General features: G+C 62.6%; 24 protein-coding genes and 1 pseudogene. 10 read left to right on the forward strand and 15 right to left on the reverse strand.

Annotated features, from left to right (window positions below):
* Positions 1 to 9: 9 nt before the first annotated feature.
* A complete protein-coding gene (locus DC31_RS06510) occupies positions 10 to 585 on the reverse strand; it encodes a TetR/AcrR family transcriptional regulator (protein WP_152545363.1) in 576 nt (191 codons plus the stop codon).
* Between the two features lie 143 nt (positions 586 to 728).
* Between DC31_RS06510 and DC31_RS06515 the strand changes: the two genes are divergently transcribed.
* The 4 genes from DC31_RS06515 (at position 729) to DC31_RS06530 (ending at position 4,716) form a co-directional block, all read left to right on the forward strand.
* Complete coding sequence (locus tag DC31_RS06515; protein WP_036278413.1) at positions 729 to 3,032, forward strand: MMPL family transporter; 2,304 nt, start codon at positions 729 to 731, stop codon at positions 3,030 to 3,032.
* 154 nt (positions 3,033 to 3,186) lie between these two features.
* Entirely contained in the window at positions 3,187 to 3,513 is a 327-nt protein-coding gene (locus DC31_RS17525) for an alcohol dehydrogenase catalytic domain-containing protein (protein ID WP_081813753.1), read from the forward strand.
* Positions 3,514 to 3,545: 32 nt separating this feature from the next.
* Positions 3,546 to 3,791: a transposase gene (locus DC31_RS06525; RefSeq protein ID WP_160173214.1), complete on the forward strand. Its 246-nt coding sequence runs from the start codon at positions 3,546 to 3,548 to the stop codon at positions 3,789 to 3,791.
* Complete coding sequence (locus tag DC31_RS06530; RefSeq protein ID WP_081813755.1) at positions 3,694 to 4,716, forward strand: IS3 family transposase; 1,023 nt, start codon at positions 3,694 to 3,696, stop codon at positions 4,714 to 4,716. Before DC31_RS06525 ends, DC31_RS06530 begins: the two co-directional genes overlap by 98 nt.
* Positions 4,717 to 4,754: 38 nt before the next feature.
* Here the strand turns inward: DC31_RS06530 and DC31_RS06535 are convergent, their stop codons facing one another.
* Positions 4,755 to 5,132 carry a DNA cytosine methyltransferase gene (locus DC31_RS06535; RefSeq protein WP_200872877.1) on the reverse strand — a complete coding sequence of 126 codons (378 nt, stop codon included), beginning with the start codon at positions 5,130 to 5,132 and terminating at the stop codon, positions 4,755 to 4,757.
* Positions 5,133 to 5,423: 291 nt separating this feature from the next.
* Between DC31_RS06535 and mobF the strand changes: the two genes are divergently transcribed.
* Positions 5,424 to 8,960, forward strand: coding sequence for a MobF family relaxase (mobF, locus tag DC31_RS06540; protein WP_036278843.1), 3,537 nt, complete (start codon positions 5,424 to 5,426; stop codon positions 8,958 to 8,960).
* Positions 8,961 to 9,112: 152 nt separating this feature from the next.
* Entirely contained in the window at positions 9,113 to 9,469 is a 357-nt protein-coding gene (locus DC31_RS06545; RefSeq protein ID WP_036278420.1) for a hypothetical protein, read from the forward strand.
* 94 nt (positions 9,470 to 9,563) lie between these two features.
* Here the strand turns inward: DC31_RS06545 and DC31_RS18090 are convergent, their stop codons facing one another.
* The 9 genes from DC31_RS18090 to DC31_RS06580 form a co-directional block, all read right to left on the reverse strand.
* On the reverse strand, positions 9,564 to 10,265 hold the full coding sequence (locus tag DC31_RS18090; protein WP_152545364.1) for a hypothetical protein: 702 nt from the start codon (positions 10,263 to 10,265) through the stop codon (positions 9,564 to 9,566).
* Positions 10,262 to 10,393: a hypothetical protein gene (locus DC31_RS19875; protein ID WP_268748219.1), complete on the reverse strand. Its 132-nt coding sequence runs from the start codon at positions 10,391 to 10,393 to the stop codon at positions 10,262 to 10,264. The genes DC31_RS18090 and DC31_RS19875 overlap by 4 nt, the downstream gene beginning before the upstream one ends.
* 994 nt (positions 10,394 to 11,387) lie before the next feature.
* Positions 11,388 to 13,574, reverse strand: a complete 2,187-nt coding sequence (locus tag DC31_RS06560; protein ID WP_036278426.1) for an AAA family ATPase — start codon at positions 13,572 to 13,574, stop codon at positions 11,388 to 11,390.
* The gene (locus DC31_RS06565) at positions 13,571 to 14,209 is read right to left on the reverse strand and encodes a hypothetical protein (protein ID WP_036278428.1); all 639 of its coding nucleotides are present in this window, start codon (positions 14,207 to 14,209) and stop codon (positions 13,571 to 13,573) included. The genes DC31_RS06560 and DC31_RS06565 overlap by 4 nt, the downstream gene beginning before the upstream one ends.
* Positions 14,206 to 15,657, reverse strand: a complete 1,452-nt coding sequence (locus DC31_RS06570; RefSeq protein ID WP_036278430.1) for a hypothetical protein — start codon at positions 15,655 to 15,657, stop codon at positions 14,206 to 14,208. The genes DC31_RS06565 and DC31_RS06570 overlap by 4 nt, the downstream gene beginning before the upstream one ends.
* Positions 15,658 to 15,717: 60 nt before the next feature.
* A complete protein-coding gene (locus DC31_RS20495; protein WP_442921868.1) occupies positions 15,718 to 16,251 on the reverse strand; it encodes a helix-turn-helix domain-containing protein in 534 nt (177 codons plus the stop codon).
* A 113-nt stretch (positions 16,252 to 16,364) separates the two neighbouring features.
* The gene (locus tag DC31_RS06575) at positions 16,365 to 17,489 is read right to left on the reverse strand and encodes an amidohydrolase (RefSeq protein ID WP_442921878.1); all 1,125 of its coding nucleotides are present in this window, start codon (positions 17,487 to 17,489) and stop codon (positions 16,365 to 16,367) included.
* Positions 17,372 to 17,959, reverse strand: coding sequence for a trimeric intracellular cation channel family protein (locus DC31_RS19260; protein ID WP_442921869.1), 588 nt, complete (start codon positions 17,957 to 17,959; stop codon positions 17,372 to 17,374). Before DC31_RS19260 ends, DC31_RS06575 begins: the two co-directional genes overlap by 118 nt.
* Positions 17,960 to 18,149: 190 nt before the next feature.
* Complete coding sequence (locus DC31_RS06580; protein WP_036278433.1) at positions 18,150 to 18,815, reverse strand: fasciclin domain-containing protein; 666 nt, start codon at positions 18,813 to 18,815, stop codon at positions 18,150 to 18,152.
* Between the two features lie 145 nt (positions 18,816 to 18,960).
* On the opposite strand from DC31_RS06580, the gene sigK reads away from it, so the two are divergent.
* The 4 genes from sigK (at position 18,961) to DC31_RS06600 (ending at position 22,010) form a co-directional block, all read left to right on the forward strand.
* Positions 18,961 to 19,560, forward strand: a complete 600-nt coding sequence (sigK, locus tag DC31_RS06585; RefSeq protein ID WP_200872878.1) for an ECF RNA polymerase sigma factor SigK — start codon at positions 18,961 to 18,963, stop codon at positions 19,558 to 19,560.
* Positions 19,557 to 20,297: an anti-sigma factor gene (locus DC31_RS06590; protein WP_036278434.1), complete on the forward strand. Its 741-nt coding sequence runs from the start codon at positions 19,557 to 19,559 to the stop codon at positions 20,295 to 20,297. Before sigK ends, DC31_RS06590 begins: the two co-directional genes overlap by 4 nt.
* An 18-nt stretch (positions 20,298 to 20,315) precedes the next feature.
* Complete coding sequence (locus DC31_RS06595) at positions 20,316 to 20,945, forward strand: hypothetical protein (RefSeq protein ID WP_036278435.1); 630 nt, start codon at positions 20,316 to 20,318, stop codon at positions 20,943 to 20,945.
* Positions 20,946 to 21,125: 180 nt separating this feature from the next.
* Positions 21,126 to 22,010 (forward strand): aminodeoxychorismate lyase, encoded by an 885-nt coding sequence (locus tag DC31_RS06600; protein WP_036278436.1) that lies wholly within the window; start codon positions 21,126 to 21,128, stop codon positions 22,008 to 22,010.
* Between the two features lie 57 nt (positions 22,011 to 22,067).
* Here DC31_RS06600 and DC31_RS06605 read toward each other — a convergent pair whose 3' ends face one another.
* The 4 genes and pseudogenes from DC31_RS06605 to pstC all read right to left on the reverse strand — a co-directional run bounded on the left by DC31_RS06605 (position 22,068) and on the right by pstC (position 26,030).
* Positions 22,068 to 23,009 (reverse strand): type IV toxin-antitoxin system AbiEi family antitoxin domain-containing protein, encoded by a 942-nt coding sequence (locus DC31_RS06605; RefSeq protein WP_081813775.1) that lies wholly within the window; start codon positions 23,007 to 23,009, stop codon positions 22,068 to 22,070.
* A 203-nt stretch (positions 23,010 to 23,212) separates the two neighbouring features.
* Positions 23,213 to 23,991: pseudogene (locus DC31_RS06610) on the reverse strand (phosphate ABC transporter ATP-binding protein).
* Positions 23,992 to 24,031: 40 nt separating this feature from the next.
* On the reverse strand, positions 24,032 to 25,138 hold the full coding sequence (pstA, locus tag DC31_RS06615; protein WP_036278438.1) for a phosphate ABC transporter permease PstA: 1,107 nt from the start codon (positions 25,136 to 25,138) through the stop codon (positions 24,032 to 24,034).
* A gap of 1 nt (position 25,139) precedes the next feature.
* Positions 25,140 to 26,030 (reverse strand): phosphate ABC transporter permease subunit PstC, encoded by an 891-nt coding sequence (gene pstC / locus DC31_RS06620; protein ID WP_051606527.1) that lies wholly within the window; start codon positions 26,028 to 26,030, stop codon positions 25,140 to 25,142.
* Positions 26,031 to 26,068 lie beyond the last annotated feature (38 nt).

Here is a 26,068-nt window from a genome sequence, read left to right on the forward strand (position 1 = left end):
TCGAGCATCTCAGACAGAGGGAAGGCGCTGGGCGGCGGCAGGGTTCAGGCTGTCCAGTAACAGGCTGAGGTACCTGCGGCGCTGCGGACCGGACGGGATCGAACCGAAACCTGCGGCGATCATCGTCAACAAGTTCGGGATGTCTTCCGCAACGATGTCCTCCCGAAGGTTCCCCGCCTCTTGTGCTCGCGCGACCGCCGGCACCAGCGCTGCGATGTTCGCACTCACCAACACGTGCGTTGCGCCAGCCACGTTGCCCAGCGAGACCGCGAGACCGCGCTCACGGTCCAGCACGCCGAGCAATCGCTCTCCGAGCTTTAGCAGCACTTCGCGAGGGGTATTAGTGCGTTCGAACTCCTCGAAAATCGGCTGAATATCGCGGATGAACACCTGCTGGTACACCGCCATCGCCAGTGTCTCCCGGTTCGGAAAGTGCCGATACAGGGTGGCAATCCCCACGCAGGCTTCTTTCGCGATCCGATTCAGTGTTCCCGACCCGTCACCGGCAGCGAACACGCGTTTCGCCGCCTCAATAATCCGAGACACGCTCGCCGCCGCATCCACCCGCATCGTCGACGCATTCACCCCGACCACCTCCAGTTTCGGTTTGACAACCGCCAAGACTTGATAGCAGACTACCACATTGATAGGTGACTATCACTTGTTCGCAGTGGTGCGGCATCTCAAGCCGCGGGCTGGGATGCCCGTGACGGAGAGGCGTGTATCGGATGTCGTCGTTGTTGTATCGGTGGGGGCGTATCGCCTTCCGCAAGAAATGGTGGGTGACAGGGGTCTGGGCGGTTCTGATCGCCGCGATCGTCAGCGTGATCGTGGTGAACCCACCGCAGTTGAGCAACGAGATCCGCATCGACGGGACCCCGGCGCAGGAAGTGATCGATGACCTTGCTGACCGGCTTCCTGATGCCTCCGGAGGGCAGGGGATCCTCGCCTTCCACACCACTGACGGTGAGCGGATCGACGAGGGCGAGAACCTTGCAGCGATGCTGGAGGCGGTCGAGGAGATCTACGGCACCGAGCACGTGATCGATGTGCGCGAACAGTTGGCGGATGAGATCGCTAAGGGGCCCGATAGTCTGTTGTTGCAGTCGTCGGCCGCGATCGCGCAAGCGCAGGCCGCCGGGGACGTTGATACGGACGCACCGACCTCGCTGATCGTGCAGGAGATGCCGGTGCCGGGGATCGTGATCTCTTCGGACGGGGAAACGGCCTTGTTCCAGTTCGTGTTTGACGAGCAGACGTTCGAGCTTCCCGAGGGCACCGTCGATGACACGATCGAAGCCGCCGAGTCAGCGGTCGAGGGTCAGAACATCGAGGTCTTGCCCTCCTCGACGATGATCCAGATTCCCGAACTCGTGGGCGTGGGCGAGATCGTCGGCGTCGCCATTGCCGCCCTTGTGTTGATCGTCACTCTCGGTTCCCTGGTCGCTGCGGGCCTCCCGCTGGTCTCGGCGCTGTCAGGGGTCGCGGTCGGTGTGGGAGGGGCGTTCGCGATCTCTTCGATCGTGCCGATGCACTCCCTGACGGCTGTCCTCGGGCTGATGCTGGGCCTTGCGGTCGGGATCGACTACGCCCTGTTCATCGTGAACCGGCAACGCAGGCTCATCCTCGATATGAAACTCTCCGCCCAAGAGGCCACTGGGCGCGCAATCGGCACGGCAGGCAGCGCCGTGTTCTTCGCCGGCACCACCGTCGTGATCGCGCTCCTCGCGCTCATGGTCGTGCAGATCCAGCTCCTCACGACGATGGCGATCACCGCGGCCGCAACAGTCCTCATCGCGGTGCTATCCGCGCTGACTCTGCTCCCGGCACTGCTGGGAATCGTGGGGGAACGGATCTGCTCCGATTACGCCCGGGCCAAAGCCGCACACACACACCAGAAGGGCTCCTCGCACAGAGTCGCGAACACCTGGTCACGTTTCCTCGTGAAGAACCGGTACCTCGCAGCCGTCGGGGCTCTCGTTGTCGCGGGAGCCATCGCCGCTCCCATGCTGGACATGAACCTCGGACTGCCGTCCGGGGCCAGCTATCACCCGGACACCGCGCAGCGGCAAAGCTTCGAGGTCGTCAGCGACAGCTTCGGCCCCGGATACAACGGCCCACTCGTCCTCGCCGCAACGTCACCGGATGACGACGCGATCCCCGCCGCCGACATCGCGGGGATCTACCGCGACCTCAGCGACATGGACGGGGTGAGTGCCGTCTCTCTCGGGGGTCTCGATGAGGATGGCACGACAGCCGTGTTCTCCGTGATCCCCGACACCGCGCCCACCTCCGCGGAAACCGCCGACCTCGTCACCGCCATTCGCGACCACGCCGACGCGTTCACCAGCGACTACGGTGTGGACGTCGGGGTGACGGGGTTCGCGGCCCTCGCGATCGATGTCTCCGAGCGCCTGGCCAGCGTGCTGCCGCTATATATCGCCGTGGTCGTCGGGCTCTCCCTGATCGTGCTGCTGTTGGTGTTCCGATCGATCATCGTGCCGATCAAGGCCACGATCGGGTTCCTGCTGTCGATCGGCGCGACGTTCGGGGCGACCACCGCGGTGTTCCAATGGGGTTGGCTGCAGCCACTGTTCGGGATGGACGCCTCCGCACCGGTGTTGAGTCTGCTGCCGATCGTCCTCACCGGAGTCCTCTACGGCCTGGCCATGGACTACGAGGTGTTCCTGGTCTCCTCCATGAAGGAGGCGCACGTCCATGGACACACCGGGCGCGAATCCGTGACTGTCGGGTTCGCCGTGGCAAGTCGCGTCGTCGTTGCCGCCGCCATCATCATGATCAGCGTGTTCGCTGGGTTCATCTACAACCCCGAACCCATGATCGCCCAGTTCGGGTTCGCCCTCGCATTCGGCATCCTTGTCGACGCGTTCCTGGTGCGGATGACCTTCGTCCCCGCCGTCATGGCGATCGTCGGAGAGAAGGCGTGGTGGCTGCCACGGTGGCTCGACCGCCTCCTCCCCGACCTTGATATCGAGGGCGACAAGCTCGCCAAGCAACTCGAACGGGCATAGGAACGTGGGGGTGAGGGCTGCACGCTCGCCCTCACCCCCACGTTCCTGACGTCGACACAGGCAAGAGGATGACGCCTAAACCGGAAAGCCCCACCTGTGCAAACTCCTCTCAGTTATCTCATAGCCCCGAACCCAGATCGAAAAGGAGAAGAAAATGAAAGCAGCAGTAGTCCGCGAGTTCGGTGGAGGATTCCACACCGAGGATGTCACTCTGGCAGACCCCCTCGGGCGTGAAGTTCTCGTCGACGTTCAGGCCTCTGGTCTCTGTCACAGCGATGAACTTGCCTCCCAAACCAACCTCGGCTCCGACGTGCCCGCGGTGTTCGGGCATGAGGTTGCCGGAATCGTCCGAGCGGTAGGTCCCGAGGTGACGGACCTCGTCGTCGGCGACCACGTCTTTGCCTGTGTTGTTCAGTATTGCGGCGCTTGCGTGCGCTGCCTCTCCGGCAAGGTGACCTGCCTGAGTTTCTCGGACACCTAGCATCGGGATGAGCCCGAGGAATGGAGTCCGTGATGGCCAGGAAGGACGCGTATCCGCGTGAGTTCAAGGAGCGTGCGGTTGCCTTGTATCGGACCAGCGGCAGGTCGATGGACGCGGTAGCGAAAGAGCTCGGTATCTCGTCAACGTCGCTGGCGAACTGGAACCGACAGGCAGCGATCGATGCCGGTGAACGGCCCGGGATCGTCACCGAAGACCGGGCGAGGTGGTGCGTCTTCGTCGAGACGTTCGACGGTTGGAATTGGAGAACGAGATCCTGAAGAAGGCGGCAGCGTATTTCGCGAAGGAGAACGTCCTCCCAAAAGGACTTACCGACTGATCGCGCAACTGCATCAGCAGGATCCCGCCAGGTTCCGGATCCGCGTGCTCTGTCGGGTGCTGAAGGTCTCCCCGTCCGGGTTCTATGACTGGGCGAAGCGAGCACCGTCGCCTCGAGCAGTCGCTGATCGTGAACTGCTGGCCACGATCGAAGACATTCACGCGATGGCTCGCGGAACCTATGGAGCGCGCCGCGTGCACGCCGAACTGACCCTCGGGCGCAGCGTCACTGTCGGCCGGTGCCGCGTTGAGCGTCTGATGCGGCAGGCAGGACTTCAGGGCGTGCATCGACGCCGTTTCCGCCACGGCGGCCATCGCCAGCCGGCAGTGTTCGACGATCACGTGCAACGCGTCTTCGTCGCCGATGCGCCCGACCGGCTCTGGGTGACGGACATCACCCAGCACCGCACCGGCGAAGGATGGGTCTATTGCGCGGCCGTGATCGACGTGTTTTCCCGCCGTTGCGTGGGCTGGTCGATCGCGGACCATCTGCGCACTGAGCTGATCGTGGACGCGCTGGACATGGCCAGGTGGCGACGCAAACCCGTCGGAACGATCGTGCACTCTGATCGCGGCGCCCAGTTCACCTCCTGGCTGTTCGGTTCCCGTCTTCGCCAAGCCGGCCTGATGGGATCGATGGGGAAAGTCGCCTCGGCGTACGACAACGCGTTGATGGAGTCGTTCTTCGGCTCGATGCAGATCGAGCTGCTGGACCGCCGACACTGGGTCAGCCGTGCCCAACTCGGGCAGGCAATCTTCGAGTGGATCGAGGGGTTCTACAACCCGACCAGGCGACACTCCGCGTTGGGTTATCGCAGCCCGATCGAGTTCGAGAGCCTTCACAAAGAGCTCCAGAAGGCGGCATGATCAAGAACTAAAGAACTGTCCGAGAAACTCAGGGCAGGTCAGACGTTCTCGATCACGACCCACTCCGGTTGCAGTGCGTCGATCGCTGTTGCCATGTGTGCCCATAGGCCGGAGCGAGTACCTGGCTTGAGGCCGGCCATCTTTCCAACGGTCGATACGTCCTGGCAGGGAAACCCTCCGCAGAGAATGTCTACCGGCGGGGTGGCGTTCCAGTCGATGGTGGTGATGTCGCCGAGGTTGGGGGCGTCGGGCCAGTGGTGGGAGAAGACACGAGCGACGGGTTCGTTGATCTCGGAGAACCAGATCGTGCGGGCGTTGAAGATCTCCTCGACGGCGAGATCGAGTCCGCCGTAGCCGGAGAACAGCGACCCGACGCGCAGCAGCGCGGCTGTGTCGGTGGGAGCCGTATCTGCCATCGGCGAGCCTCCTGGGGCGGTGCTCCTCGGAGCCGTGATGCTGCTCCGAGCTGGTCACCAGCCAGGTGCACGGTCCGACCCCACCACCGGACGCTCAGCCCGCCTCCCGAGGACGACGCCGGTCACGGCTGGCGGTCCGCGTCTCACCTCAACCGGTTCGGTCGAACGGGTTGTCACGCGTCTTGCAAGCGAGGAGCGCCACCGTCCGAAAGTGACCTCAGAAGTCACCGCGCCGCGGGCTGCGGAGCTCACCTTCGGAGTGAGGAGAGGTGGCGGCTGGTGACGGTTTCGATGCGGGTGATGTCCGCCGGTGACGGCTACAAGTACCTTCTGCGTACCGTCGCCACCGGCGACGGTGACCGGGTGCTCTCGACGCCGTTGACGAGGTACTACACGGAGGAAGGCACCCCGCCGGGTCGATGGCTCGGATCAGCCGTCCCCTCGCTCGGCGGTGGAACGATCACCGTCGGCGACGAGGTCTCTGAGTTGCAGCTTCAACGTCTGATTGGACAGGGCCGCGACCCGGTGACCGATCAGACGCTCGGAAGCCCGTATCGGAAGTATCCGACCGTGACCGAGCGCATCGAGCACCGCAGGTCAAGGCTCGACGCAGACCTTCCCGTGACCGAGCGTGCCGACGCGGTCGCCGCAATCGCGGCTGAGGAGAGTGCGCGTGGGGTGCGGAAGGCGGTTGCGGGGTTCGATTTCACGTTCTCGATTCCGAAGTCCGCATCGGTGCTGTGGGCGGTTGCGGATGCGGGGACGCAATCGCTGATTGCGGACGCACATCACGCTGCGGTTGCAGAGATGGTTGCATTCATCGAACGCGAGGTTGCCGCAACCCGCGTCGGCGCGGCAGGCCGCAACGGGGCGGTTGCGCAGGCCGATGTGTCCGGTGTGATCGCGAGCGCGTTTGATCACTACGACTCGCGAGCGGGTGACCCGCATCTGCACACGCATGTGGTGATCTCGAACAAGGTGCAGACCGTCCACGACGGCAAATGGCGCTCCCTCGACGGCCGCCCCCTTCACGCTGCGACCGTCGCGCTCTCCGAACTCCACGAAGCCGTGTTCGCCGACCACCTCACGCGCGCGTTCGGCGTCGAGTGGGAAGCCCGCGACATGGGTCGCGACCGCAACCCTGCCTGGGCGATCACCACGGTGCCGGAGGAACTGGTGGCAGAGTTTTCATCCCGGTCACGGCAGATTGATCACGAGAAGAACCGCCTCATCGCCGAGTACGTTGCCCGTCACGGCAGGCAACCGTCGCTTGCGACGGTCATCAAGCTCCGGGCGCAGGCGACGTTGGCGACCAGGCCGGAGAAGCAGGTGCGCTCCCTCGCGGACCTCACCGGTGAGTGGCGGGAGCGTGCGTCGCACCTTCTCGGTGAAGACGCAACCCGCTGGGCCCGAACCGTCACCGCCAACGAAGTCCCGTTGCTGCTGCGCGCCGACGATGTGCCGTTGGAAGTGATCGCCTCGCTGGGTCGCAATGTGGTTGAGGCGGTCGGTGAGAAACGGTCGACCTGGCGCAGGTGGAACCTCACCGCCGAGGCCGCACGCCAAACCATGCCCTATAGGTTCGCGACCACTGTAGATCGTGAAGCTGTCGTGGGAATGGTCGTCGATGCCGCAGAGCGCTCCTCTCTCCATCTGACTCCGCCCGAGCTCGCGTCGAGCCCGGCAGTGTTCCGCCGCTCTGATGACACGAGCAGGTTCCGTCCGATCGCGTCGACGGTGTACTCGTCACCGGACATCCTGGCGGCCGAGGATCGGCTTCTCGAGCGCGCCCGCACCATGAGCGCACCCGCTGTGCCTGTTGAGGTGGTCGAGAAGGTCACTCGCCGCCCGGATCGCGACGGCCGACTCCTCGCCGACGACCAAGCCACAGCCCTCACCGCCGTTGCGACATCAGGCCGTGGAGTCGATGTGCTGGTCGGGCCGGCCGGAGCGGGAAAGACCACCGCCATGTGGGCGCTGCGTACCGCGTGGGAGCGGGAGAACGGGCGTGGCAGCGTCGTCGGCCTCGCCCCGTCAGCGGTCGCAGCGCAGGTCCTCGCAGACGATCTCGGCATCCGGACGGAGAACACCGCGAAATGGTGGCAAGACCACCAGAACGCCGGTGCGTCGTTCCGTAAGGGGCAGCTCGTGATCGTGGACGAAGCATCTCTCGCCGGCACCCTTTCCCTGGATCACATCACGGCGCACGCTATGGAGGTGGGTGCGAAGGTGCTGTTGGTGGGTGACTGGGCGCAACTGCAATCCGTCACCGCCGGCGGCGCGTTCTCCCTCCTCGTCCACGACCGCGCCGACGCCCCGGAACTGGTCGACGTTCACCGATTCGTCAACGAGTGGGAGAAGACCGCCTCCCTTGATCTCCGACATGGGCGTACCGAGGCCATCGACACCTACGCCGAACACGACCGCATCACGGGCGGCGACACCGAGGCGATGATCGACGCCGCCTACACCGCCTGGCGCAACGACACCCTCGACGGAGCTTCGACGGTGCTGATCGCGAACTCGAACGAATCCGTCGACGCGCTGAACCAGCGTGCTCGTGCTGACCTTATCCTCGACGGCACCGTGGATGCCCGTCGCGAAGTCGCCCTCCAAGGTGACGCGTATGTCGGGGTTGGTGACACGATCATCACCCGTAAGAACGACCGCCGGCTCCGCACCCCGCGTGGGTGGGTACGCAACGGCGACCGCTGGACTGTCATCGACATCCGAGACGACGGATCACTCACCGCCCGCCGCGCCGACAGCCGCGGCACCGTGACCCTCCCTGCCGACTACGTCTCCGATCACGTCGATCTCGGATACGCAGTCACGGCACATAGGGCGCAAGGCATCACGACCGACACCTCGCATGTCCTCGTTGACACGTCCACGACCAGGGAGAACATGTACGTCGCGATGACCCGCGGAAGGCACGCGAACCTCGCATACGTCGCCACCGACCTCCCCGACGACAACCACACCACCCCGCACCCCGCAGACGACCTGAATGCGACCGCGCGAAGCGTGCTCTATGGAGTGCTGCAGCACGTCGGCGCGGAGCTCTCCGCGCACGAGACGATCATCGCCGAACAGGAGGCATGGGGGTCGGTGGCGCAGCTCGCGGCGGAGTACGAGACGATCGCGCAAGCCGCCCAACACGACCGCTTCGCCACCCTCATCCGCGAATCCGGTCTCACCCCGGACGAGGCAGAAGACACGATCCACTCCGACGCATTCGGAGCCCTCACCGCAGAGCTCCGCCGGGCGGAAGCGAACCACCACAACATCGACGTGCTCATGCCGCGGCTCGTCGCAGCCCGCGGCTTCGGTGACGCCGATGACATCGCCTCGGTGCTCCATCACCGTCTCGCCCGCACAACCGAAAGGCCGGCTGGTTCCGGACGCACCCGCAAGGCACCCCTCCTGATCGCCGGCCTCATCCCCGACGCGACAGGCCCGATGTCCGCCGAGATGCGGAAGGCACTCACGGAGCGGCGCAAGTTGATCCAGCAGCGTGCCGAAGCCGTCCTCTACCAAGCCTTCACCGAACATCAGGAATGGGTGCTCGCGCTCGGAGACGCACCGGCAGAGACGAGAGCCGCGGCAGCGTGGAACCGGCAAGCGCGAACGGTCGCCGCGTATCGCGACCGCTACGGCATCACCACACGGACGCCGCTCGGTCCAGCGCCCGATAGCGATGCGCAGAGGATCGACGCGGCACGAGCGAAAGCCGCCCTCGCAAGGCTCCGCGACCTCGCTGGCGCCGAAGGACACGACGACCCGGCACGGACGGTGCGGCGTGAAGGTGCGAGCCGGGGCCTGTGACCATATTGCCCTTCCGAATGTCGCCGGTGCGTCATATCCTGATGATGAGGCGGATTTCTCCTTGATATGACGCTCTTCGGGGCAGGCCGCAAGGCCACTCACACACGCACCGCCTTCGACGATCCGTCGTGCATGTGAGAGGAACCCCCGTCATGATCCGCCAGCTCTGGACCCTCAGCGTCCACACCCGCGCATTCCTGCGCCGCTACATGCCCACCAACGTCCTCCTCGACGCCATCCGCACCCGACGAGGACTGAAATGGGGCGTACCCGCGATGCTCCTCGCCGTGCCCTACCTCCTGGCAGCGAGCACCTTCACCACCCTCATCGCAGACGGCGGCCCCGGATGGCTCAACTTCCTCGTGCTCCTCTGCCTGTGGAACACAATGAAGTTCGTCATCATGGGGCCGGTCAGCCTGATCCTGCTTTCCAGCGTCCGTGTATCGGAAGCAGCCGCTGCTCATGCAGAGCAGCGAGCCATGGCTGAGCTGGTCGATCAAGAGGCATGACCACCTGCGAAGACTGCGCGTGCGTACAGCACCAACAGTCAGGAAAGATCGCCCACTTGCGCGCCGGAGGGAACAGGGGCCGCAACGAGGAGACTTAAGACCAGATCCATCCGATACGCCGCCGTAGACCCGCGCGAACTGGAACGAGCGGCTTCGATAGCTCGGCGTGATCGATCGTGCCGGCGAGCGCACAAGCGAACCCAGCCAGTCTCAGGAGAAGGGCTGACTCGCCTTCGTTGAATCGAGACTTGAATCCGTGCGCGCTCAGGTTGCGGATGTTCACTCCGTCAGATAGCAAGGTGGCGCGAAGCGTGCGAACCCAGTCGACGTCCAGGCCGTTATCTTCGAGCGCCTGGACGTAGAAGTCCAAAGCTGGGAATCGACCAGGGCTTGCGCCTCGTTCGGCTCTGTAGAGCGGTTCATCGAGCTTCAGTAGTAGGCCCCGGGCCGCAGCCTCAATGAGGGGCAGGCACACAAGGGACACTCCGGTAAAGTCTCTTTCCCAATGGCGCTTCTGAGCGTCAGCAAGCTGCTCCGATAGAACCGGATCACAAGCAAAGATGCCGGCGAACCAGTTGGCGAACTCTTCACGGCTCGGGCTGTCGAATCTCGAATCAATGAGCTCAAGTTCGAGCGCCAGAATGCTCGCCATAGTACCGATGTTGCTGCCTTCGATCCGATGAAGTTGCTCTTCTTCAGCACTGGCACCTGTTCGGGTGGGCAGGTTCAACGGTCCAAGAGAGATGTTGCTCACCAACGACAGCAAACCCTGACGCCCGGTCTCTGCCTGTGTCACGTTCCTTGCGTGATCACCGGTCGGCGCTGCCCCAGCGAGGAAAACTCGGTAAGCATGACGCCAATCACGCGCATGTCGGTACTTCCGAAGATGACGTCGAAGATGGTTCCTCGAAACAGGTAAGTCATGCTCGAACGTCTGCAACTCGACATCCTCGCCTGCAGCCTGAAGAAAGACGGCTGCATCGTCCCGGAGATCGAACTGCGCGTACCTCTCTGCCAGTTGCATTGCCTCGTACCCGAAGTAAACCTTTCGTAGCCCGTTGCTCTCGCCCCGTGCGTTATCGAGATACCAGGAAATGTGGAGTCGCGCGGCCGCTGTCCGGTCCTCTTCGCTCTCTGCCGCCAGATGGAGCAACCTGACGATCTCATCTATGAACTCGGGCGCTGTCGCAGCGATTCCTCGGAGGGACTCTCGAACTTCGATTCGCTCCGAAGAAGCTGTAGAACCATCTCTAGCCGGAACGCTCAAGAGAGCGAGCAGAGTCAGCGCGGCGTGGCTGTGGCCGAGAGTAAGCATCTCTCGGGCGAGATTCAGCGCCTGCTCTCGCACGGAGGCCTCGGTCGTCATTCGGCGGCTTCGCGCGATCGTGTTAGCTCTCGCAAGTGATATCGCCCGGCGCCTGGTTCGAGGGCATCATCTCTCGCGCAGTTTCGATAATGCTCAACGGTCGCTTCTGCGTGTGCAGGCGAAGCGTCCCGCCTTCCGCTAAGGATCAGATCAGCGACGTGAGCACGAACCATGTGTTCCGATACCGAACTCAGCAGTGCTCCGCGAAGTAGCCAAACTGCCTCCGGGGTCGCGGCGAAAGGGCGGGTAGCGGTCGCTCTGACATTGGACTCCTCGAACGCCACGGTCCCTGCAGCTGTGAAGTCCTCTTGGAGCTCCACACCGAAAAGAAAGTCGAACTCGAGTCGGACCGGGTCAGCCAGCGATCCATAGTCCGCATCCGACCAGGACCTTACCCAAATCTCAGTAGTGTCTGTCGCTCCGGGAGCATGCTTATCCAGGAGCGCACCGATCCGCATCGAATCCGTCTCTTCGAACTCATACTCCACGCGTCGGTCCCCAATCTGTCAGCGAAATGCTCCTAAGCCCTACCTGCAAGATCGTCTGAGGTTGTTACGGTGCGACAAGCTTTAGGGGGCTGGTCTCCGCAGGAACATCCCATTGCTCAATACCAGGACCGTTGCGGTCCCACTTCGTGAAGCGGACGAAGGTGGTTCGGAAGTCGTCACTTACTGGCCGAAGCTTTCTCGCCAGCAACGAGGCGAACGCGTGATCGTGGGTTGTAACGATCAGTTGGCGATGAGGGAGGATCTTGCGAAGTAGGTCAACGAGGCCGAGAAGATGCACGTCGTCTAGGTTCTGGAGCGGATCATCGAGTATTAGTGACTTCACATGAGTAGGGGCGAAGCCGAGGTTGAAGGAGAGGAACAAGGAGACGGCAAGCGCGTTTGCTTGCGATGTGGATAGCGTCTCTCCGGGCTCCGTGACATCAACCTGAACCTCATCGTCACGCAGCATAGGAGTGAGACGGTGTTTCCCACCGAACTGGCGTGTGGCAATCTCAACCGATCGGAACGTTGGATGGGGATCGATTGCTGCGTAGAACTGACGTAGGAGAGGCTTCAACTGCTTCAGGCGGTCGGCAACAAACGTCTCCGCGTCTAGCTTCACTGCATCAAGAAGTGCGGTAGCGACGTCATTTGTGCGCCGCCGATCGGCAATATCTTGCTCCTTGGAAGCCAAAGAGTTGCGGAGCGCCTTGGACTCGATTTCGATTCGATCACGTCGTGTCTTCGATGAGTCCAGTGAAGCTGCCGCATCGAACTCGCGCCCTGCCTCCAATGTTCGCGCGATCTGAGACTTCCGCCTCGCTACACGATCTAGTTCAGATGCGAGTCGTTGGATTTCGCTGCCCGCCTCTGCCGACGCGTCAGGCAGATCATCAGAGAAGCTGGCCAGCACCTCCTGCACTCGGCTCTGCCGATGCTCCTTCGCCGCTCGTGCTGATGCGCGTTGTTCGAGCATGGCGCGGTGCCGGTCAGAGACTGTCTTGAGTTGCAGGGACAGCTCACCCAGACGCTTCTCTGTGCCTTGGAGATTTGCTCGTTGTAGTTCAGACCCTTCTCGGAGAGCTGCATTCTCTGTTTCGTTGGCGATGGCTTGGAGGCGACGACGATACGCTTCCGGATCGACTTCTTGACCACAGGCTGCGCAGCTATCTGCCACGTGACGGAGCAGGATCGACGCCATACTTGCTAGCTCTTCACGAATAGTGGATGCCTGTCTACGCGCCGCGTCTGCTTCCCCAACTGCAACGCGAAATAGCTGGATGTCGCGCTCGACCTGTTCCTTCTGAGCCGTCAGATCAGCGACTTGACGTTCGAGTTCGATGACCTCGGTTTCGTCCGGACCTTCGGGAAGCGGCACGCTCAGCTCTGCTTGAGCCGCAAGCAAGGCCGCTTCATCCTGCTCGATTGTGCTTCGCGCCTGGTTGAGGGCAGCACGCAACTTCGTCAATGTGCTCTCGCTCAGTTCCCAATCTTGGGTGTCCTGGATCGCGACGAGCCCGAGTGCCGCAACGTCGCTGCTCCATGTCCGCCATCGAGCGGTCACCTCGGCTGTATTCGCTTTGGTGATCTCGGTTTCGAGCACGGACAAAGATGCTGCGAGGTCTTCGACCTTTGCGCGATCACCTTCGAGTGCCGAGTCAGCCTGATTGACCGCGCGAACCCATGCTCGCTTGTGCGATTGGAGTTCATCCGCGAACTCTCGTAGACGTCCGGCGCCCACCATGCTTGCGACCGCGTCGAACCGCTCTGTGTCCTGGCGTCCGGTCAGGAACTCGCGCAGCGACTCTTGCCTCAGGTAAATCGAGTCCACGAACGACTGTGCCAGTGTGGCAAAGTCTTCGTTGGTATCCGTGCCCGCTAGATTCTGGCGGAGCCAGACCTCCGCATCGGCACCACGAAGTGACGCATCGTTCACACGCACTCGAAGTGGAGCACGCAGTTTCTTGGCATCGGTCTCGCCCGGATTCTCCAGCGACCTCGTGATGACAACATCGTCACCGTCGAAGTCGGTTCTCAACTCAACCGTCGTAGTTCCGGATTTGCTGTAAAGATTCCGGGGTCCCTGCGTGCTGGTGGTCTTACCCGAGATCGCCCATGAAATCGCGTTGCAGATCGTCGTCTTGCCGTAGCCATTCGCGCCAACGACAATCACCACGTCTGCGTCAAGGTCGATGTCAATCTCGCCCGAGACGCCGCCAAACCCTGTGATGGAAACTCCAGTGACTCTCATAGTGCATCCGTCTCTGTCTGTCGGGTTGCGATCAATCGTTCATGGAGCGCTTCAAGAGGAGGCTCGCCTGCCTCGTACGCAGCGATGACCACTTCGAGGTGCGCACTGCTGCTGAGAGCCCCCGCAACGCGCGATGGGAGCGTGGCCAAGGGGTCCGCCCTCCCTGGCGTGGTGTCGAGATCAAGGTCGAGAATCGGCGCCAGAGTTCGCCTAACCTGGGGAGTCAGCTCAAGCGGATCGAAGACACGACTTGGTAGATCGTCCGCTGTCAGCACCAACTTGCGTACACGTCGCGTATCGGAACGTATGGTGCTCAGATCGGCAGCCAGTTCCTCCGGAACGCCGTCCATCGCGACGAGGATGAGGTATCCATCCCAAGACTTCGGGTCGGTCGCGATTACGTTCGCACCTAGGAAATCGACCACATGATCTTGTGCCGTACCCCATCCGGCGACGAGTTCTTCAACCGACTCAAATGCCCACACCGCGATCACTGAGTACTCGTCTTCGAATGCCATCGAACTGGAAGGCCAGGATCGGTGGCGAGCGCTGTCTACGCGGACGATCTCAGACTCTGCAAGCAGCCTTGTGATCTCGGTGAGGAGCAGTTCGTTCGTTACAACCGCGTCAGTCATCGTCGTAGCTCCTCAACCGCTGACTGCAGGTCAGTCGCGGGTCGTCCTAGGTAATCGTCTGCGAAGATCGGGTGGATGCTGTCGGCGCCCCTAATGAGGTCGCCTGACGTGTCCTCCCGAACAAGGTCATCGACACTTGGCGTTCGCGTATTTCTGGCTCCAGCCACGATGACCAGATTTGTTCGTTGCTGAGGTGCCAGGCTGTTGTTTCGCTCACGAATCTTGGCGCTGATGGCGCTCCACGCGATGGTTCCTCCGCCATGCGCAAGCCCAAAGACGAGCGTCGAACCGCCATCGGTCTTGACCGTGAGGCGGCCATGCTCATCCAGGTCTAGGGAACTCGTTGCGAGCGCTGCCGATAAGTGGTCCGTCGCTACCAGGAGGTGCGCGATCCGCCTATGGTTCGCGGAGTCACCCTCTCCGGCATAGGGGTGCGGACCCAGTAGCCAGGTGGCTCTAGCGCGGCCGAGGTCGAGCAGCGTGATCTCTTGGATAGGTGTTGCGACATCTTGCGACCGGCGCAACGCCATTTCGGGGTCTTCCTCCGCCATTTGACTATGTGCGTCACGCACTCTCTGCAACTGTTCGAGAACTACTCTCTGGGCGAGTCTCGACATGAAGTCGCCCCAGTAGAGGTCAACAGTGCCGGTGAGGTTCGCGCTCAATGCTTCGTGGAACCTTGAGTCTTGATTGCGGTCGACCAGATAGTAAGAGGATTGTGCTTTTGCGGCGAGGTTGCTGACGCTCTCAGTGAGAACATTGGCGGGACTGCCCAGGCCGACGAATACCACGACTGGAGCTGACAGGTTTGCCGTTGCGATCACGCTCTCCCATTCTGCAGCCCAGTCTGTATCGAGCGCGCTCTTCCTGAGTACCCAGGTCTCCTCGGGCTGATTGACGCTTCGGTGAAGGTGCACCACGGAGTGTGAGGCAAGATTTCTGTGTTCGTCAGGACCTTCTACGAATGTGATGTTCGTGCTGTTGCCCAGGGCGGCTACGGCGTGTTGGAAGGCCAAGTCGTAGTTCAAAGTGATCACATGCTGAATCGCGCCTTCGATGAGCAAGGCGGCAGCTATGAGGTGCCCCGAGTTTGGGGCGGCCGTCCGCCAAGCGTCCTTCGGTAGGCGGCTCGTCAGTTCAGTCTGCGATCCGTACTTGTCGTACAGCAGATCAGCGAGAACCGAGAGGTCGTCGGGATCTGTGCACTCTCCGTCGTTCAGAACACCATCTGCAACAAGTCGCCGGTGGGCTTCGCGGGAGTAATGCGCACCACTCGCAAAACCGGTCGGCTTCTCCATCGAGACCCCAGCACCGACAACGAGTACCACGCGACTGCCTGCCACATCTGTGATGCGTTGAAGGATTTCCGCAGGGAAAGCTACTGAGTCCGTCGCCTGGCTGTGGTCGGCTTCCGGCAACACGTCCTCCTCATCGGTGAGAGCTTTCACGTCTACCGGTGAGGTCAGCCGTGGTGATCACATGACCCCCACTCTACTAACTCCACCTCCTCAAGCCGAAGACGCTCGGCGAGCCTCGCGAGGGCGTCTGCCTCGTGGCCGAATCTGACCTCTCTCCTCGACCACAGCGTTCCGGACCGTCTTCTCATCGACGCCAAGTCGTTTAGCGACCTCCTGTAGCGTGAGACCTTCTGCGTATAAGGACGCAGCACGACCGCGGCCGGTAAGACCGAGCCCAGACGTCCTGAGCCGCGCTCCCTCCTTGGTGACGAGCGTGGGGACTGTCCCGCGATGTACTGCATACTTCGCGGCGATCATCCGAACCGGCATCCCCGCTTCGTAATCTGCGACGAGCTCCGCACGCCGCTCAGGGGTCAATCGTGTTTGAGACTTCGTCGGATTTTTCGCGACTGCGCCTCGCGAATCGTGCCTCTTCGGGGTTCTGTTCCGCGGTTCGCGTCGCTCAGAACCCTTGAGGACACGGCGAATCAAAGATTTCAGAGCCGGGCGCGTGTTTGAGAATCGCCTGGGAAGGCCCACCAGTGAAACACTGGAATCACGCGGTTCCCGCCGGGATGACCACATCGGAAATCCCGACGGGAACCCGTCCTCACCCGAATGGCTCAAAATCTCGCCAGGCCCCAGACGAGTCGGTGGTCCATGAGGTGCGATCTCGGCGAGCGTCCCGACCGCTTCGATCAGCGCCGCACGCGCTCAATCCCCCGGCCGGCCCAGCCACGCGCCTGCGGCAACGATGAGCCCCAGTACGTATAAGGAATGCCGAGCGCGCGCGGCACGTCGCTGAAGTCCTCGCTGGCAGTCTGCAGATCGAGTTCCCCCGCGTGATCGCCGAAATGTGCGGAAAAGGCATCCGCCACGCGTGCGGTCACCGACTCGTCGTTCTCGGTGAGCGGGAAGCTGTCGTAGATTTCGATCTCGGGCTCTTTCGGCGAGCCGCTGGCGATGCACTCTCCGCGTACGGTGCGCTCGATGGCTGCCAACATCTGTGTCCTGGTGGCTTCGGTGTAAGTGCGCAGGTTGAGCTCCAGCACCGCATCATCCGGGATGATGTTGCTCTTTGCCCCTGCGCGGATGCTCCCGACGGTGAGAACTGCGGGATCAGTTGGTGCGACCTCCCGGGAGACGATCGTTTGCAGCCGTACGACGATAAGGGCCGCCAGCACCACGGGGTCGACCGTGTTCTGCGGCATCGAACCATGCCCACCGCGGCCGTAGACCGTGATGCGCACGCTGTCCGCACTCGAGAGCACAGGTCCCATCCGTGTCCCGACAGTGCCAGAACGCCCCGGCAGCACATGCTGCGCCAGCGCGACATCCGGGTTAGGAATCTGCGCAGCCAGACCGTCTGTCAGCATGCCTCTTGCTCCGTCGCCAGTCTCCTCTGCGGGCTGGAAAAGCGCGATGACCGTGCCTTGCCACGCATCCCGGTGCTCGGCGAGCAGCCGTGCAGCACCCAGCAGACAAGCCACATGAACGTCGTGCCCGCAGGCATGCATCACCGGGGTGCTCGTCCCATCAGAGGCGACAGCTTCCACCGTGCTGGCGTAGTCGGCCCCGGTTGCCTCTCGAATCGGCAGTGCGTCCATGTCGGCCCTCAAAAGCACAGTCGAGCCTTCGCCGTTTTGCAGCACGCCGACAACGCCCGTTCCTCCGATGCCGGTGTGCACGGTGAAACCCCAGGCGCTCAGCCGCTTCGACACGCCATCGGCGGTGCGCTCTTCCTGGTGCGAAAGCTCGGGATGCTCATGCAGATCGCGATAGAACGATTCCTGGTCCGAACGGATCGATTCGTAGTGCTGCAGGATGTCCGCGGTGGTGCGCATGCGCATTCCCTTCGATCGGATGCGGAGAGTCTCAACGTACGCCGAGGGGCGGGCACTGCGTACAAATCATCGGAGCTGAACAACTGAGGATCCCGGTTCGCGACGACATCTCTCATCAGGCCGCCACCGACTCCGGTTGTTACGCCGAGCAGAAGTGCAGCGACTGGATTCATCCCCTCACCAAGCGCGGTCACCGTTCCGGTGGTGCAAAACAGGGCAAGCCCACCGGCGTCGAAGATCAATAGTGTGCGCGAGTGGCGTTCGACGCGGCTGGCGAGGAAGAACACCAGCAGTGCCGCAGCGACAGGTGCAGCAAGGTGGATCGGCTGGGCAAACGCAGCCGGGGGGACACCGATTATCAAATCGCGGATGACACCGCCGCCGAGTCCGGTGAGGCTGCCCAGCAGTAGCGATCCGATGATGTCGTATCCCCGTTGGGCGGCGAGCAAACTCCCGGAGATAGCGAAGAAAAAAAGTCCCCAGAAGGTCGAGCGTCAGTGCCCACGTCATGAGGATGCTTCTTGGCACTCCGTCAACTGTTGCATGCGGTCAGAATAACAAGTGTGGCCGCCAGCGACACAGATCGCTGACGGCCACTTCTTGCCTAAATACCGAGAACACCCCTCGGCATGTACCGACTTACTTAGCCGGCGGCATCAGCACCGTGTCGATGAGGTACACGGTGGCGTTCGCGGTCTGGACTCCACCGCAGATGATGTTCGCGTCGTTGACCATCATCGAATCGCCGCTGCCGGTGACCTCGAGGTCTGCACCCTGAACGGTGGTGTGCATGCCCGCAATCTCGTCAGGGGTGATCTGGCCGGGAACCACGTGGTAAGTAAGGATCGAAGACAGCGTCGCCGAGTCGGTCTTCAGCGCCTCGATGGTCGCGGGGTCGATCTTCGCGAACGCGTCGTCGACCGGTGCGAACACCGTGAACTCATCGCCGTTTAGCGTGTCCACGAGGTTCACATCGGGGTTGAGCTGACCACTGACGGCAGCAACAAGCGTTGTGAGGATCGGGTTGTTTGATGCAGCGACAGCAACGGGATCCTGGGCCATGCCCTTGATGGATCCTGAGCCGTCGGGGACAGCATCGGCGTAGGCTGCGCAACCGGGACCGACGAGGTTCGCGGCCGGGTCCATCATGTCAGGAGCAGCTTCGGTCGTCTCGGTCGTCTTCGGTGCTGTGGATTCGGTCGTCGTATCGGTGGCGCCGGTGCCCATAGAACATGCGGACAGTGCGAACGCACTTGCCAGCGTCAACGTAAGGACTGCGGTGACCTTCTTCTTGGTGCTGAACATCTCTCTACCTCCGGGATCGGAGCCACGATATCTCCGCGGCGTTGACAGATGTTCGGAACCCGGTCCGCATCGGATGGGAAGAATCTCAAAAAACTTCTGAGCAAGCTGGGTGAGGCGGATACCCGCGATAGGTGGAGCATGCGTCATGCTGGAGGGGATGGTCATCGACGGTATGGACGCACCAGAGGACGGAACGGCGAAAGATCACGCCGCCGAACTCCTCATTCGCGTCGCGAGCGGCGACCAGGCAGCGTTCGCGAAACTGTACGAACTACTCTCCGCACGCGTTTTCGGTCTGATCCTCCGTGTGCTCGTCAACCGCTCACAGAGTGAGGAAGTTCTCCAAGAGGTGTTCTTGGAGGTTTGGCAATCCGCAGCGCGCTTCGCTCCGAACAAGGGGCAAGGACGAACATGGGTTTTCACGATGGCACACCGCAGAGCAGTCGACAGGGTTCGGGCGTCGCAAGCAAGCGCCGACCGGGACGTCAAGGCTGGTATGCGAGACATCGGGGTCGCACATGACAGCGTCGCTGAACAGGTAGAACTCGGCATTGCTGGGCAACAAGTGGTGGCAGCGCTGGGGACCCTTCCTGAAGCACAACGAGAAACGATCGTCCTGGCGTACTACGGCGGCTACAGTCAGAGCGAGATTGCGGCTCTGGTTGGCTCGCCGCTGGGGACGATCAAGACACGGATGAGAGACGGGCTCACACGCCTGCGAAACGAAATGGGGGTGACCGCATGAACGAACAGGAATTCTCTGAACTCGCTGCCGGGCATGCCCTGCGCGCGCTTTCGGATGCTGATGAGCAGAGCTTCGCGGATGCTCTCGCCGCGCACCCCGAGTGGGAACAAGCCGCCCAAATCGACGAGCGAACTGTTGCGCTCCTCGCGGAGTCGGTGGCTCCGGTCGCGCCCCCGCCCACTCTCCACGATGCTCTTCTTGCGCAGATAACGAACATGCCGCAGCAGTCGGCCGATGAGGTCTCGGATGTCGCGAGCGCCCCAGCTACGCCGTCGCCCCGTCGATGGGGACGCATTCTCTTCGCGCTCGCAGCCTCTGTGGCGCTGCTCGTCGGCATTGGTGTCGGCGTCTCTGTACTTGGTTCGCAGCTCACTCGGCCGGAATCGGTCGTTGCTCTCGAGCAGATTGAGTCATCGGCAGACGCGCAGCAGGCCAGCATCGAGCTGGAATCCGGCGCGACGGCAACCGCCCACTGGTCGCCGAGCGTGGGCAACGTGGTGCTCGTCACTGACGGGCTCGACAATCTCGACGCAGGTCGAACGTACGAGCTGTGGTTCGTTCGTGGTGCAGAACCGGTCTCGGCCGGTGTCTTCGAAGCGGATGCCGGAAAGGCAACGGCCCTGCTCGATGGGAAAATGCGCGCTGGCGATGTGATCGCGGTGACCGTGGAGCAGGCTGGCGGCTCGCCGAGCGGACAGCCGACGACCGATCCGATCATTGTGATCCCCACCGCCTGAGGCGAGTAGCCTGGACGAATGGCTGAGCAGTTCCACCGTCCCGTCCGCCGCCCGTCGGCAGCTTTCGACAAGATCGTTGGGTCCGCGGATTCCGCCGAGGCCATGCGAGTCGCCAATGCGACAGCATCCGCGCTACTCAGCAGAGCTCGTGCCGATCAGAGCGGGGAGAGCGCCGAACGGCTGATCGCGTTCAGCGCCGATCATGGAATCGATGACATCGCCGAGCTGTGGGCTGGCGCGCCGGCCGTATCGTTGCCAGGGGCGTTGTGGCGGCTGTATCTTCTACAGCTTGCGATTCACAGTGATGCGCAGACCTCAGCGCTACTGTATGAGCGCGGACGGATCGAACTGCGCTCTGCGGATGCTGCGGTGGCGGGAGCCCCGGCGCCAGCGAGCCCGGAAGAACTCGTGGCACTCATCGACACAATCCTTCGCGGCGTCTTTCGCGGTGATTTCTCGGTGGCTCTTGAGCGAGCTGCAGCATTCTGCCGAGTACAGGTGTCTGGCGCCACGCACGCGGCGGATGACTACGAGGTTACTGAACCTGGTCGGGCTACAGATCTGACGAAGCGGGCGCGCAGGCTGAACATTTATGCGAACGACCTCAGCGCGGCTGCCGCACTCTGGCGCGTCGGCAGCCTGACCTGACACGCGGGCGTTGTGGGGACGGGCCCAGGCATGAAAAGACCGGGCCGCAAAAACGCCTCTCGGCGGGAGGCCGCTCGTAGCGGCAAAATTTGGAGCCCGGGGTTATGCGGCCCGGCCACTCCATTGTACGCCCGGAGTGGGGGAGTATTCCCGACCACACATCAGCCGTAGAGTCATTTCATGACCCGGCGATTTGCTCTCATCATCGATCCTGTCGACGCCTCCGAAGAGCGCGCCGAATACGCAGACACGTTCACCGTGGTTGATGCCGCGGCTCCTGCGCTCAGCGTCGGAGAGCTCAGCACGCAGCGCGGCGACGGAGTGTTCGAGTCGATCGGCGTGATCAACGGGCATGCGCAAGAGGTAGTGCCGCACCTTGAGCGGCTCGCGCACTCGGCGCAGTTGTGCGACCTTCCCGTGCCCAATCTTGAGCAGTGGCGCCACGCGATCCTCGTTGCCGCCGCCGAGTGCCCACCTGGGGAGGCCGTGATCAAATTGATCCTCAGTCGCGGCGTCGAACATGGGCCCACACCGACGGCGTGGGTGACGGCGGCGCCGGCATCCGACTTCTCGGTGGTGCGCGAGACGGGTGTGCGAGTCGTAACCCTTGACCGCGGCTACGATCTCACTGCGGCCGAGCGGGCGCCCTGGTTGCTGTTGGGCGCCAAGACCCTGTCGTATGCGGTGAACATGGCGGCGCTGCGTGAAGCGCACCGGAGGGGCGCGGATGATGCGATCTTCCTCTCCACCGATGGCTTCGTGCTCGAGGCGCCTACCGCGTCGCTCATCCTTCGCTTCGGTGACCGGTTCGTGACGCCCGCACCTTCCGGCGGTATCCTGCACGGCACTACGCAGTTGAGTGTCTACGAATACCTCTCCGGTCACGGCTTCGAGGTCGGATATGAGCGGATCCCGGCATCCGATCTGGCCCGCGCTGATGCTGCCTGGCTGGTCTCGAGCGTGCGCCTCGCCGCGCCGATCACCGCCATCGACGCGACGTCACTGTCCGTCGATCAGGTGCTCACCCCCGCACTGAACCAGTACCTGCTCTCCCCGCGCGACTGATCGCTGATCGGCTCACCTGGCGGCGCCGTCCACAGCCCTCAGATTGGAAAACCCGGATCATCCGTCGTTCGACCGGCGTGTCTGGTCGTGACCCGCCGCTGCGCGACCAAATCGTCCTGGTTTTCCGGTGAGGTTGGGTGCGATCTCTCTGAGCTTTGCCAGGATTGCAGCCTCGACCGTCGGCCAGTCGTGCACAATCATGGCGTAGTCGAAGCGCAGAGTCTCGTAGCCGAGCGCCGCCGCCCGCGCGTCACGCAGGAGATCCTTGTGTCGCCGAGAGCTCAGTACCGGTTCGTCGGGAGAGGTCGCGGCGTCGTCGTGGTTTTCTTTTCCGTCGGCTTCAATGATCAGACGATCGCCGATGACGAAGTCGACTTCGCCTACGCCACGAATGTGCACCTGAGTTCGCACGGAAATGCCAAGGCGATGCAGACGCAGTCGGACGAGCGACTCCAACCCGCTGTCGGCATCCGCTCGCGCAAATCCTACGAGCCAGCGCAGTGTGACAGGGAGATGCGCCCAAAGCCAGGCGATATCCCCGGGTGGTAACTTCTGATGCCGCAGTGAGGACTCGAGTGCCGCGAAGAAGGTCTCCTCGCCTGCGCACGTGGCGATCTGTAGCAGGACATTAGCAACCGGCGGCAGCGTGCCGACCTTGATCCTTCCGTCATCCCAGTGGATGCGGCATTTGTCGCAGTCTGATCGAGCTGTGCCTGCCCGGCCGAGCCAGATGTGATGCACGTCCGGGACTTCGAGGATCCACAGGCCGTGCAGTTTGCCTGCTTCGGAGCAGCCGAGTGCACCCCCATGTTCGGCGGCGTGCACCAGTGCTTCATCGGCATCCGCAAGTGCGTAGACACCCTGACGTGGGCGGACCACTTCGCCGGCGCGAGTCGCGCGGGTGAGCTCGCTCTCGGTTACACCGAGGCGTTTGAGCTCTGACGTTCGAGCCATCCGGGCGAGTGAGCGCAACACCGCGGCAGCAGATACGAAGGACATGCTGCGAGCCTGGATGCATCCGCCGCGGGCTGGAGGCCAAAACGCAGCATCCGTGGACAACCGGGCGATCCGACCCAGTGTGCAGGATGAGTCGCGAGACGGGAAAACCCGGACCATCTGCTCCGTGTTCGGCGTGTCAGTGAGCGACACACCGGCGGGAGACAGATCGTCCGGGTTTTCCAAGAAGCAGGGGCGCGCGAGACCTACCCGAAGCGGCCGGAGACGTAGTCCTCGGTAGCCTGCACCGAAGGAGTGGTGAAGATCGTCGCGGTCTGGTCGTACTCAATGAGCTTGCCCGGCTTGCCTGTTCCGGCGATGTTGAAGAAGGCCGTCTTGTCCGAGACGCGCGAAGCCTGCTGCATGTTGTGCGTCACGATCACGACCGTGTACCGCTGCTTGATTTCGGCGATGAGCTCTTCGATCGCGAAGGTCGAGATCGGGTCGAGAGCAGAGCACGGCTCATCCATCAGGATGACGTCGGGGGAGACCGCGATCGCGCGTGCGATACACAGACGCTGCTGCTGTCCGCCTGAGAGACCCGAACCGGGCTTGTCGAGGCGGTCCTTGACCTCGTTCCAGAGGTTCGCGCCGCGCAGGGACTGCTCGACGAGAGCTTCCTGGTCGCTCTTTGCCATCCGAGAGTTGTTCAGCTTGACGCCGGCAAGCACGTTCTCCTTGATGGACATCGTGGGGAACGGGTTGGGACGCTGGAACACCATGCCCACCTGGCGACGAACGAGCACCGGGTCACGCCCGGTCCGTACAGGTTCTTGCCGTCGATGAGCACTTCACCCTCGACGCGTGCGCGCGGGATGACCTCGTGCATGCGGTTGAGGGTACGCAGGAATGTCGACTTGCCGCAGCCAGACGGACCGATGAACGCTGTCACCGTGTTGGGCTTGATTTCGATGCTGACGCCTTCTACCGCGAGGAAGTCGCCGTAGAAGACATTGAGGTCGTTTACTTCGATGCTCTTTGACACCTGAGGGATCCTTCTTCTTCAGTCGGGAAAGGGAGACGGCTTAGCGGCCGGATATCTTGGGCGCGAACACCTTGGCGATCAGGCGGCCGGCCAGGTTGAGAACCATGACGATCAGGATCAGCGTGAGCGCAGAAGCCCATGCGCGATCGAGGAAGGCATCTGCGGGAAGCCCCGGGTACTTGGCCTGCATATATGAGAACACCGGCAGAGTTGCCATCTGTCCGCTGAACATGTTCAGGTTCATGCCCTGCACGACTCCGACGGTGAGCAGCAGAGGTGCAGTTTCACCGATGACGCGGGCAATGGCCAGCATGATGCTGGTGGTGATGCCGGCGATTGCGGTGGGCATGACGACCTTGAGGATCGTCAGCCACTTCGGCACACCGAGTGCGTACGCGGCCTCGCGCAGTTCGTTCGGCACGATACGAAGGAGTTCTTCGGAACCGCGCACGACGACCGGAATCATGAGCACACAAAGTGACAGCGAGCCCATGATGCCGATGCGGGTTCCTGGTCCCATGATGAGCGAGAACACCGAGTAGATGAACAGACCCGCGACGATCGACGGGATGCCGGTCATGACATCGACGAGGAATGTGATTCCTCGCGCGAGCCTCTTGCCCTGCCCGTATTCGACGAGGTAGATCGCTGTCATCAGACCGATCGGCACCGAGATGACCGTGGCCCACAGGGTGATGAGCAGAGTGCCCCAGACGGCGTGGATCGCGCCGCCGCCACCACCCACGACATTGCGCATCGACGAGCTGAAGAACTCACCGTCGAACCGTGCAAGGCCGTTGACCGCGACTGTGAACAGGAGCGAGATGAGGGGAAGCAAGGCGATGACGAACGCGGATGCGACGAGGGCCGTCATCAGTCGGTCGGTCGCGTGGCGTCGACTCTCCACGACTGTGGAGACGATGAAGATGAGCGCCAGGTAGAAAAGCAGCCCAACGACAACTGTCATCGCGATGTTGAAGTCGGCGACTTCGCCGCCGCTGTTGGCGAATGCGAAGATCGCGGCGGCAATGACGAAGCAGGCAAGGAGCAGTGCCCACGGGCCCCACTTGGGCAGGTGGCCAGCAGTGGTCGTGTGCGTGGTCTGGACGGTGGCGGTGGCGGTGGCGGTGGTGGTGGTGGAGGTCATATCAGTTGGCTCCAGAGAACTCGGCGCGACGTGAGACGATCCAGCGGGCGATGAAGTTGACCGCAAAGGTCACTATGAACAAGATCAAACCGGCCGCGATAAGTGTGTTGACGCCCTGGTCGTGAGCCTCGGGGAACCGCAGCGCAATGATCGCGGGGATCGTCGTGGGGTTTTCTGGGTTGATCAGGTTGAAGGTGACGATGCCCAACGGGGAGAGCACGAGTGTGACAGCCATCGTCTCGCCCAGAGCGCGTCCCAGACCCAGCATCGCGCCCGAGACAATGCCGCTGCGGGCGAAGGGGAGAACCGCCATACGTACCATCTCCCAGCGGGTCGCTCCGAGAGCGAGTGCGGCTTCCTCGTGCAGCTTTGGCGTCTGGAGGAAGATTTCGCGGCAGATCGCCGTCATGATCGGAAGGATCATGACGGCAAGCACGAGGGATGCCGTGAGGATTGTCTTTCCGGTGCCCGACGGCGTGCCGGAGAAGAGCGGGATGAATCCGAGGTTCGTGTTGAGCCACTTGTAGAACGGAACGAGCATCGGGGCGAAGGTGAGAGCACCCCAGAGGCCGAACACCACTGAGGGGACGGCTGCGAGCAGGTCGATGATGTAGCCGAGTAGCCCGGCGAGCCGACGCGGTGCGTAGTGCGAGATGAACAGCGCGATGCCGATGGCGATCGGGGCGGCAATGACCAGCGCGATCAGGCTCGACCACAGCGTGCCGAAGACAAACGGCCACACCCATGAGATGAACGATTGTCCCTCAAGAATGTGATTGTCGGTCGTGTCGCCAGAGAAAGCCGGGATGGCCTGGACGACCAGGAAGACCGCGACGGCGGCCAGCGTGAAGAGGATGACGATACCGGCGCCGAGCGCGGTGGCGGAGAAGATCCGATCGCCTGGCCGGAGGACCGGCTTTGTTGACGCGG

Source organism: Microbacterium sp. CH12i, assembly GCF_000685355.1.
Lineage (GTDB): Bacteria > Actinomycetota > Actinomycetes > Actinomycetales > Microbacteriaceae > Microbacterium.

What these genes read in the sequence shown, in the direction of transcription:
- DC31_RS06515 (WP_036278413.1), top strand. Translation starts at nt 729, where the DNA reads ATGTCGTCGTTGTTGTATCGGTGGGGGCGTATCGCCTTCCGCAAGAAA.
- DC31_RS17525 (WP_081813753.1), top strand. Translation starts at nt 3,187, where the DNA reads ATGAAAGCAGCAGTAGTCCGCGAGTTCGGTGGAGGATTCCACACCGAG.
- DC31_RS06525 (WP_160173214.1), top strand. Translation starts at nt 3,546, where the DNA reads ATGGCCAGGAAGGACGCGTATCCGCGTGAGTTCAAGGAGCGTGCGGTT.
- DC31_RS06530 (WP_081813755.1), top strand. Translation starts at nt 3,694, where the DNA reads ATGCCGGTGAACGGCCCGGGATCGTCACCGAAGACCGGGCGAGGTGGT.
- DC31_RS06535 (WP_200872877.1), bottom strand. Translation starts at nt 5,132, where the DNA reads ATGGCAGATACGGCTCCCACCGACACAGCCGCGCTGCTGCGCGTCGGG.
- mobF (WP_036278843.1), top strand. Translation starts at nt 5,424, where the DNA reads ATGCGGGTGATGTCCGCCGGTGACGGCTACAAGTACCTTCTGCGTACC.
- DC31_RS06545 (WP_036278420.1), top strand. Translation starts at nt 9,113, where the DNA reads ATGATCCGCCAGCTCTGGACCCTCAGCGTCCACACCCGCGCATTCCTG.
- DC31_RS19875 (WP_268748219.1), bottom strand. Translation starts at nt 10,393, where the DNA reads ATGACTTACCTGTTTCGAGGAACCATCTTCGACGTCATCTTCGGAAGT.
- DC31_RS06560 (WP_036278426.1), bottom strand. Translation starts at nt 13,574, where the DNA reads ATGAGAGTCACTGGAGTTTCCATCACAGGGTTTGGCGGCGTCTCGGGC.
- DC31_RS06565 (WP_036278428.1), bottom strand. Translation starts at nt 14,209, where the DNA reads ATGACTGACGCGGTTGTAACGAACGAACTGCTCCTCACCGAGATCACA.
- DC31_RS20495 (WP_442921868.1), bottom strand. Translation starts at nt 16,251, where the DNA reads ATGTGGTCATCCCGGCGGGAACCGCGTGATTCCAGTGTTTCACTGGTG.
- DC31_RS06580 (WP_036278433.1), bottom strand. Translation starts at nt 18,815, where the DNA reads ATGTTCAGCACCAAGAAGAAGGTCACCGCAGTCCTTACGTTGACGCTG.
- sigK (WP_200872878.1), top strand. Translation starts at nt 18,961, where the DNA reads ATGCTGGAGGGGATGGTCATCGACGGTATGGACGCACCAGAGGACGGA.
- DC31_RS06590 (WP_036278434.1), top strand. Translation starts at nt 19,557, where the DNA reads ATGAACGAACAGGAATTCTCTGAACTCGCTGCCGGGCATGCCCTGCGC.
- DC31_RS06595 (WP_036278435.1), top strand. Translation starts at nt 20,316, where the DNA reads ATGGCTGAGCAGTTCCACCGTCCCGTCCGCCGCCCGTCGGCAGCTTTC.
- DC31_RS06600 (WP_036278436.1), top strand. Translation starts at nt 21,126, where the DNA reads ATGACCCGGCGATTTGCTCTCATCATCGATCCTGTCGACGCCTCCGAA.
- DC31_RS06605 (WP_081813775.1), bottom strand. Translation starts at nt 23,009, where the DNA reads ATGTCCTTCGTATCTGCTGCCGCGGTGTTGCGCTCACTCGCCCGGATG.
- pstA (WP_036278438.1), bottom strand. Translation starts at nt 25,138, where the DNA reads ATGACCTCCACCACCACCACCGCCACCGCCACCGCCACCGTCCAGACC.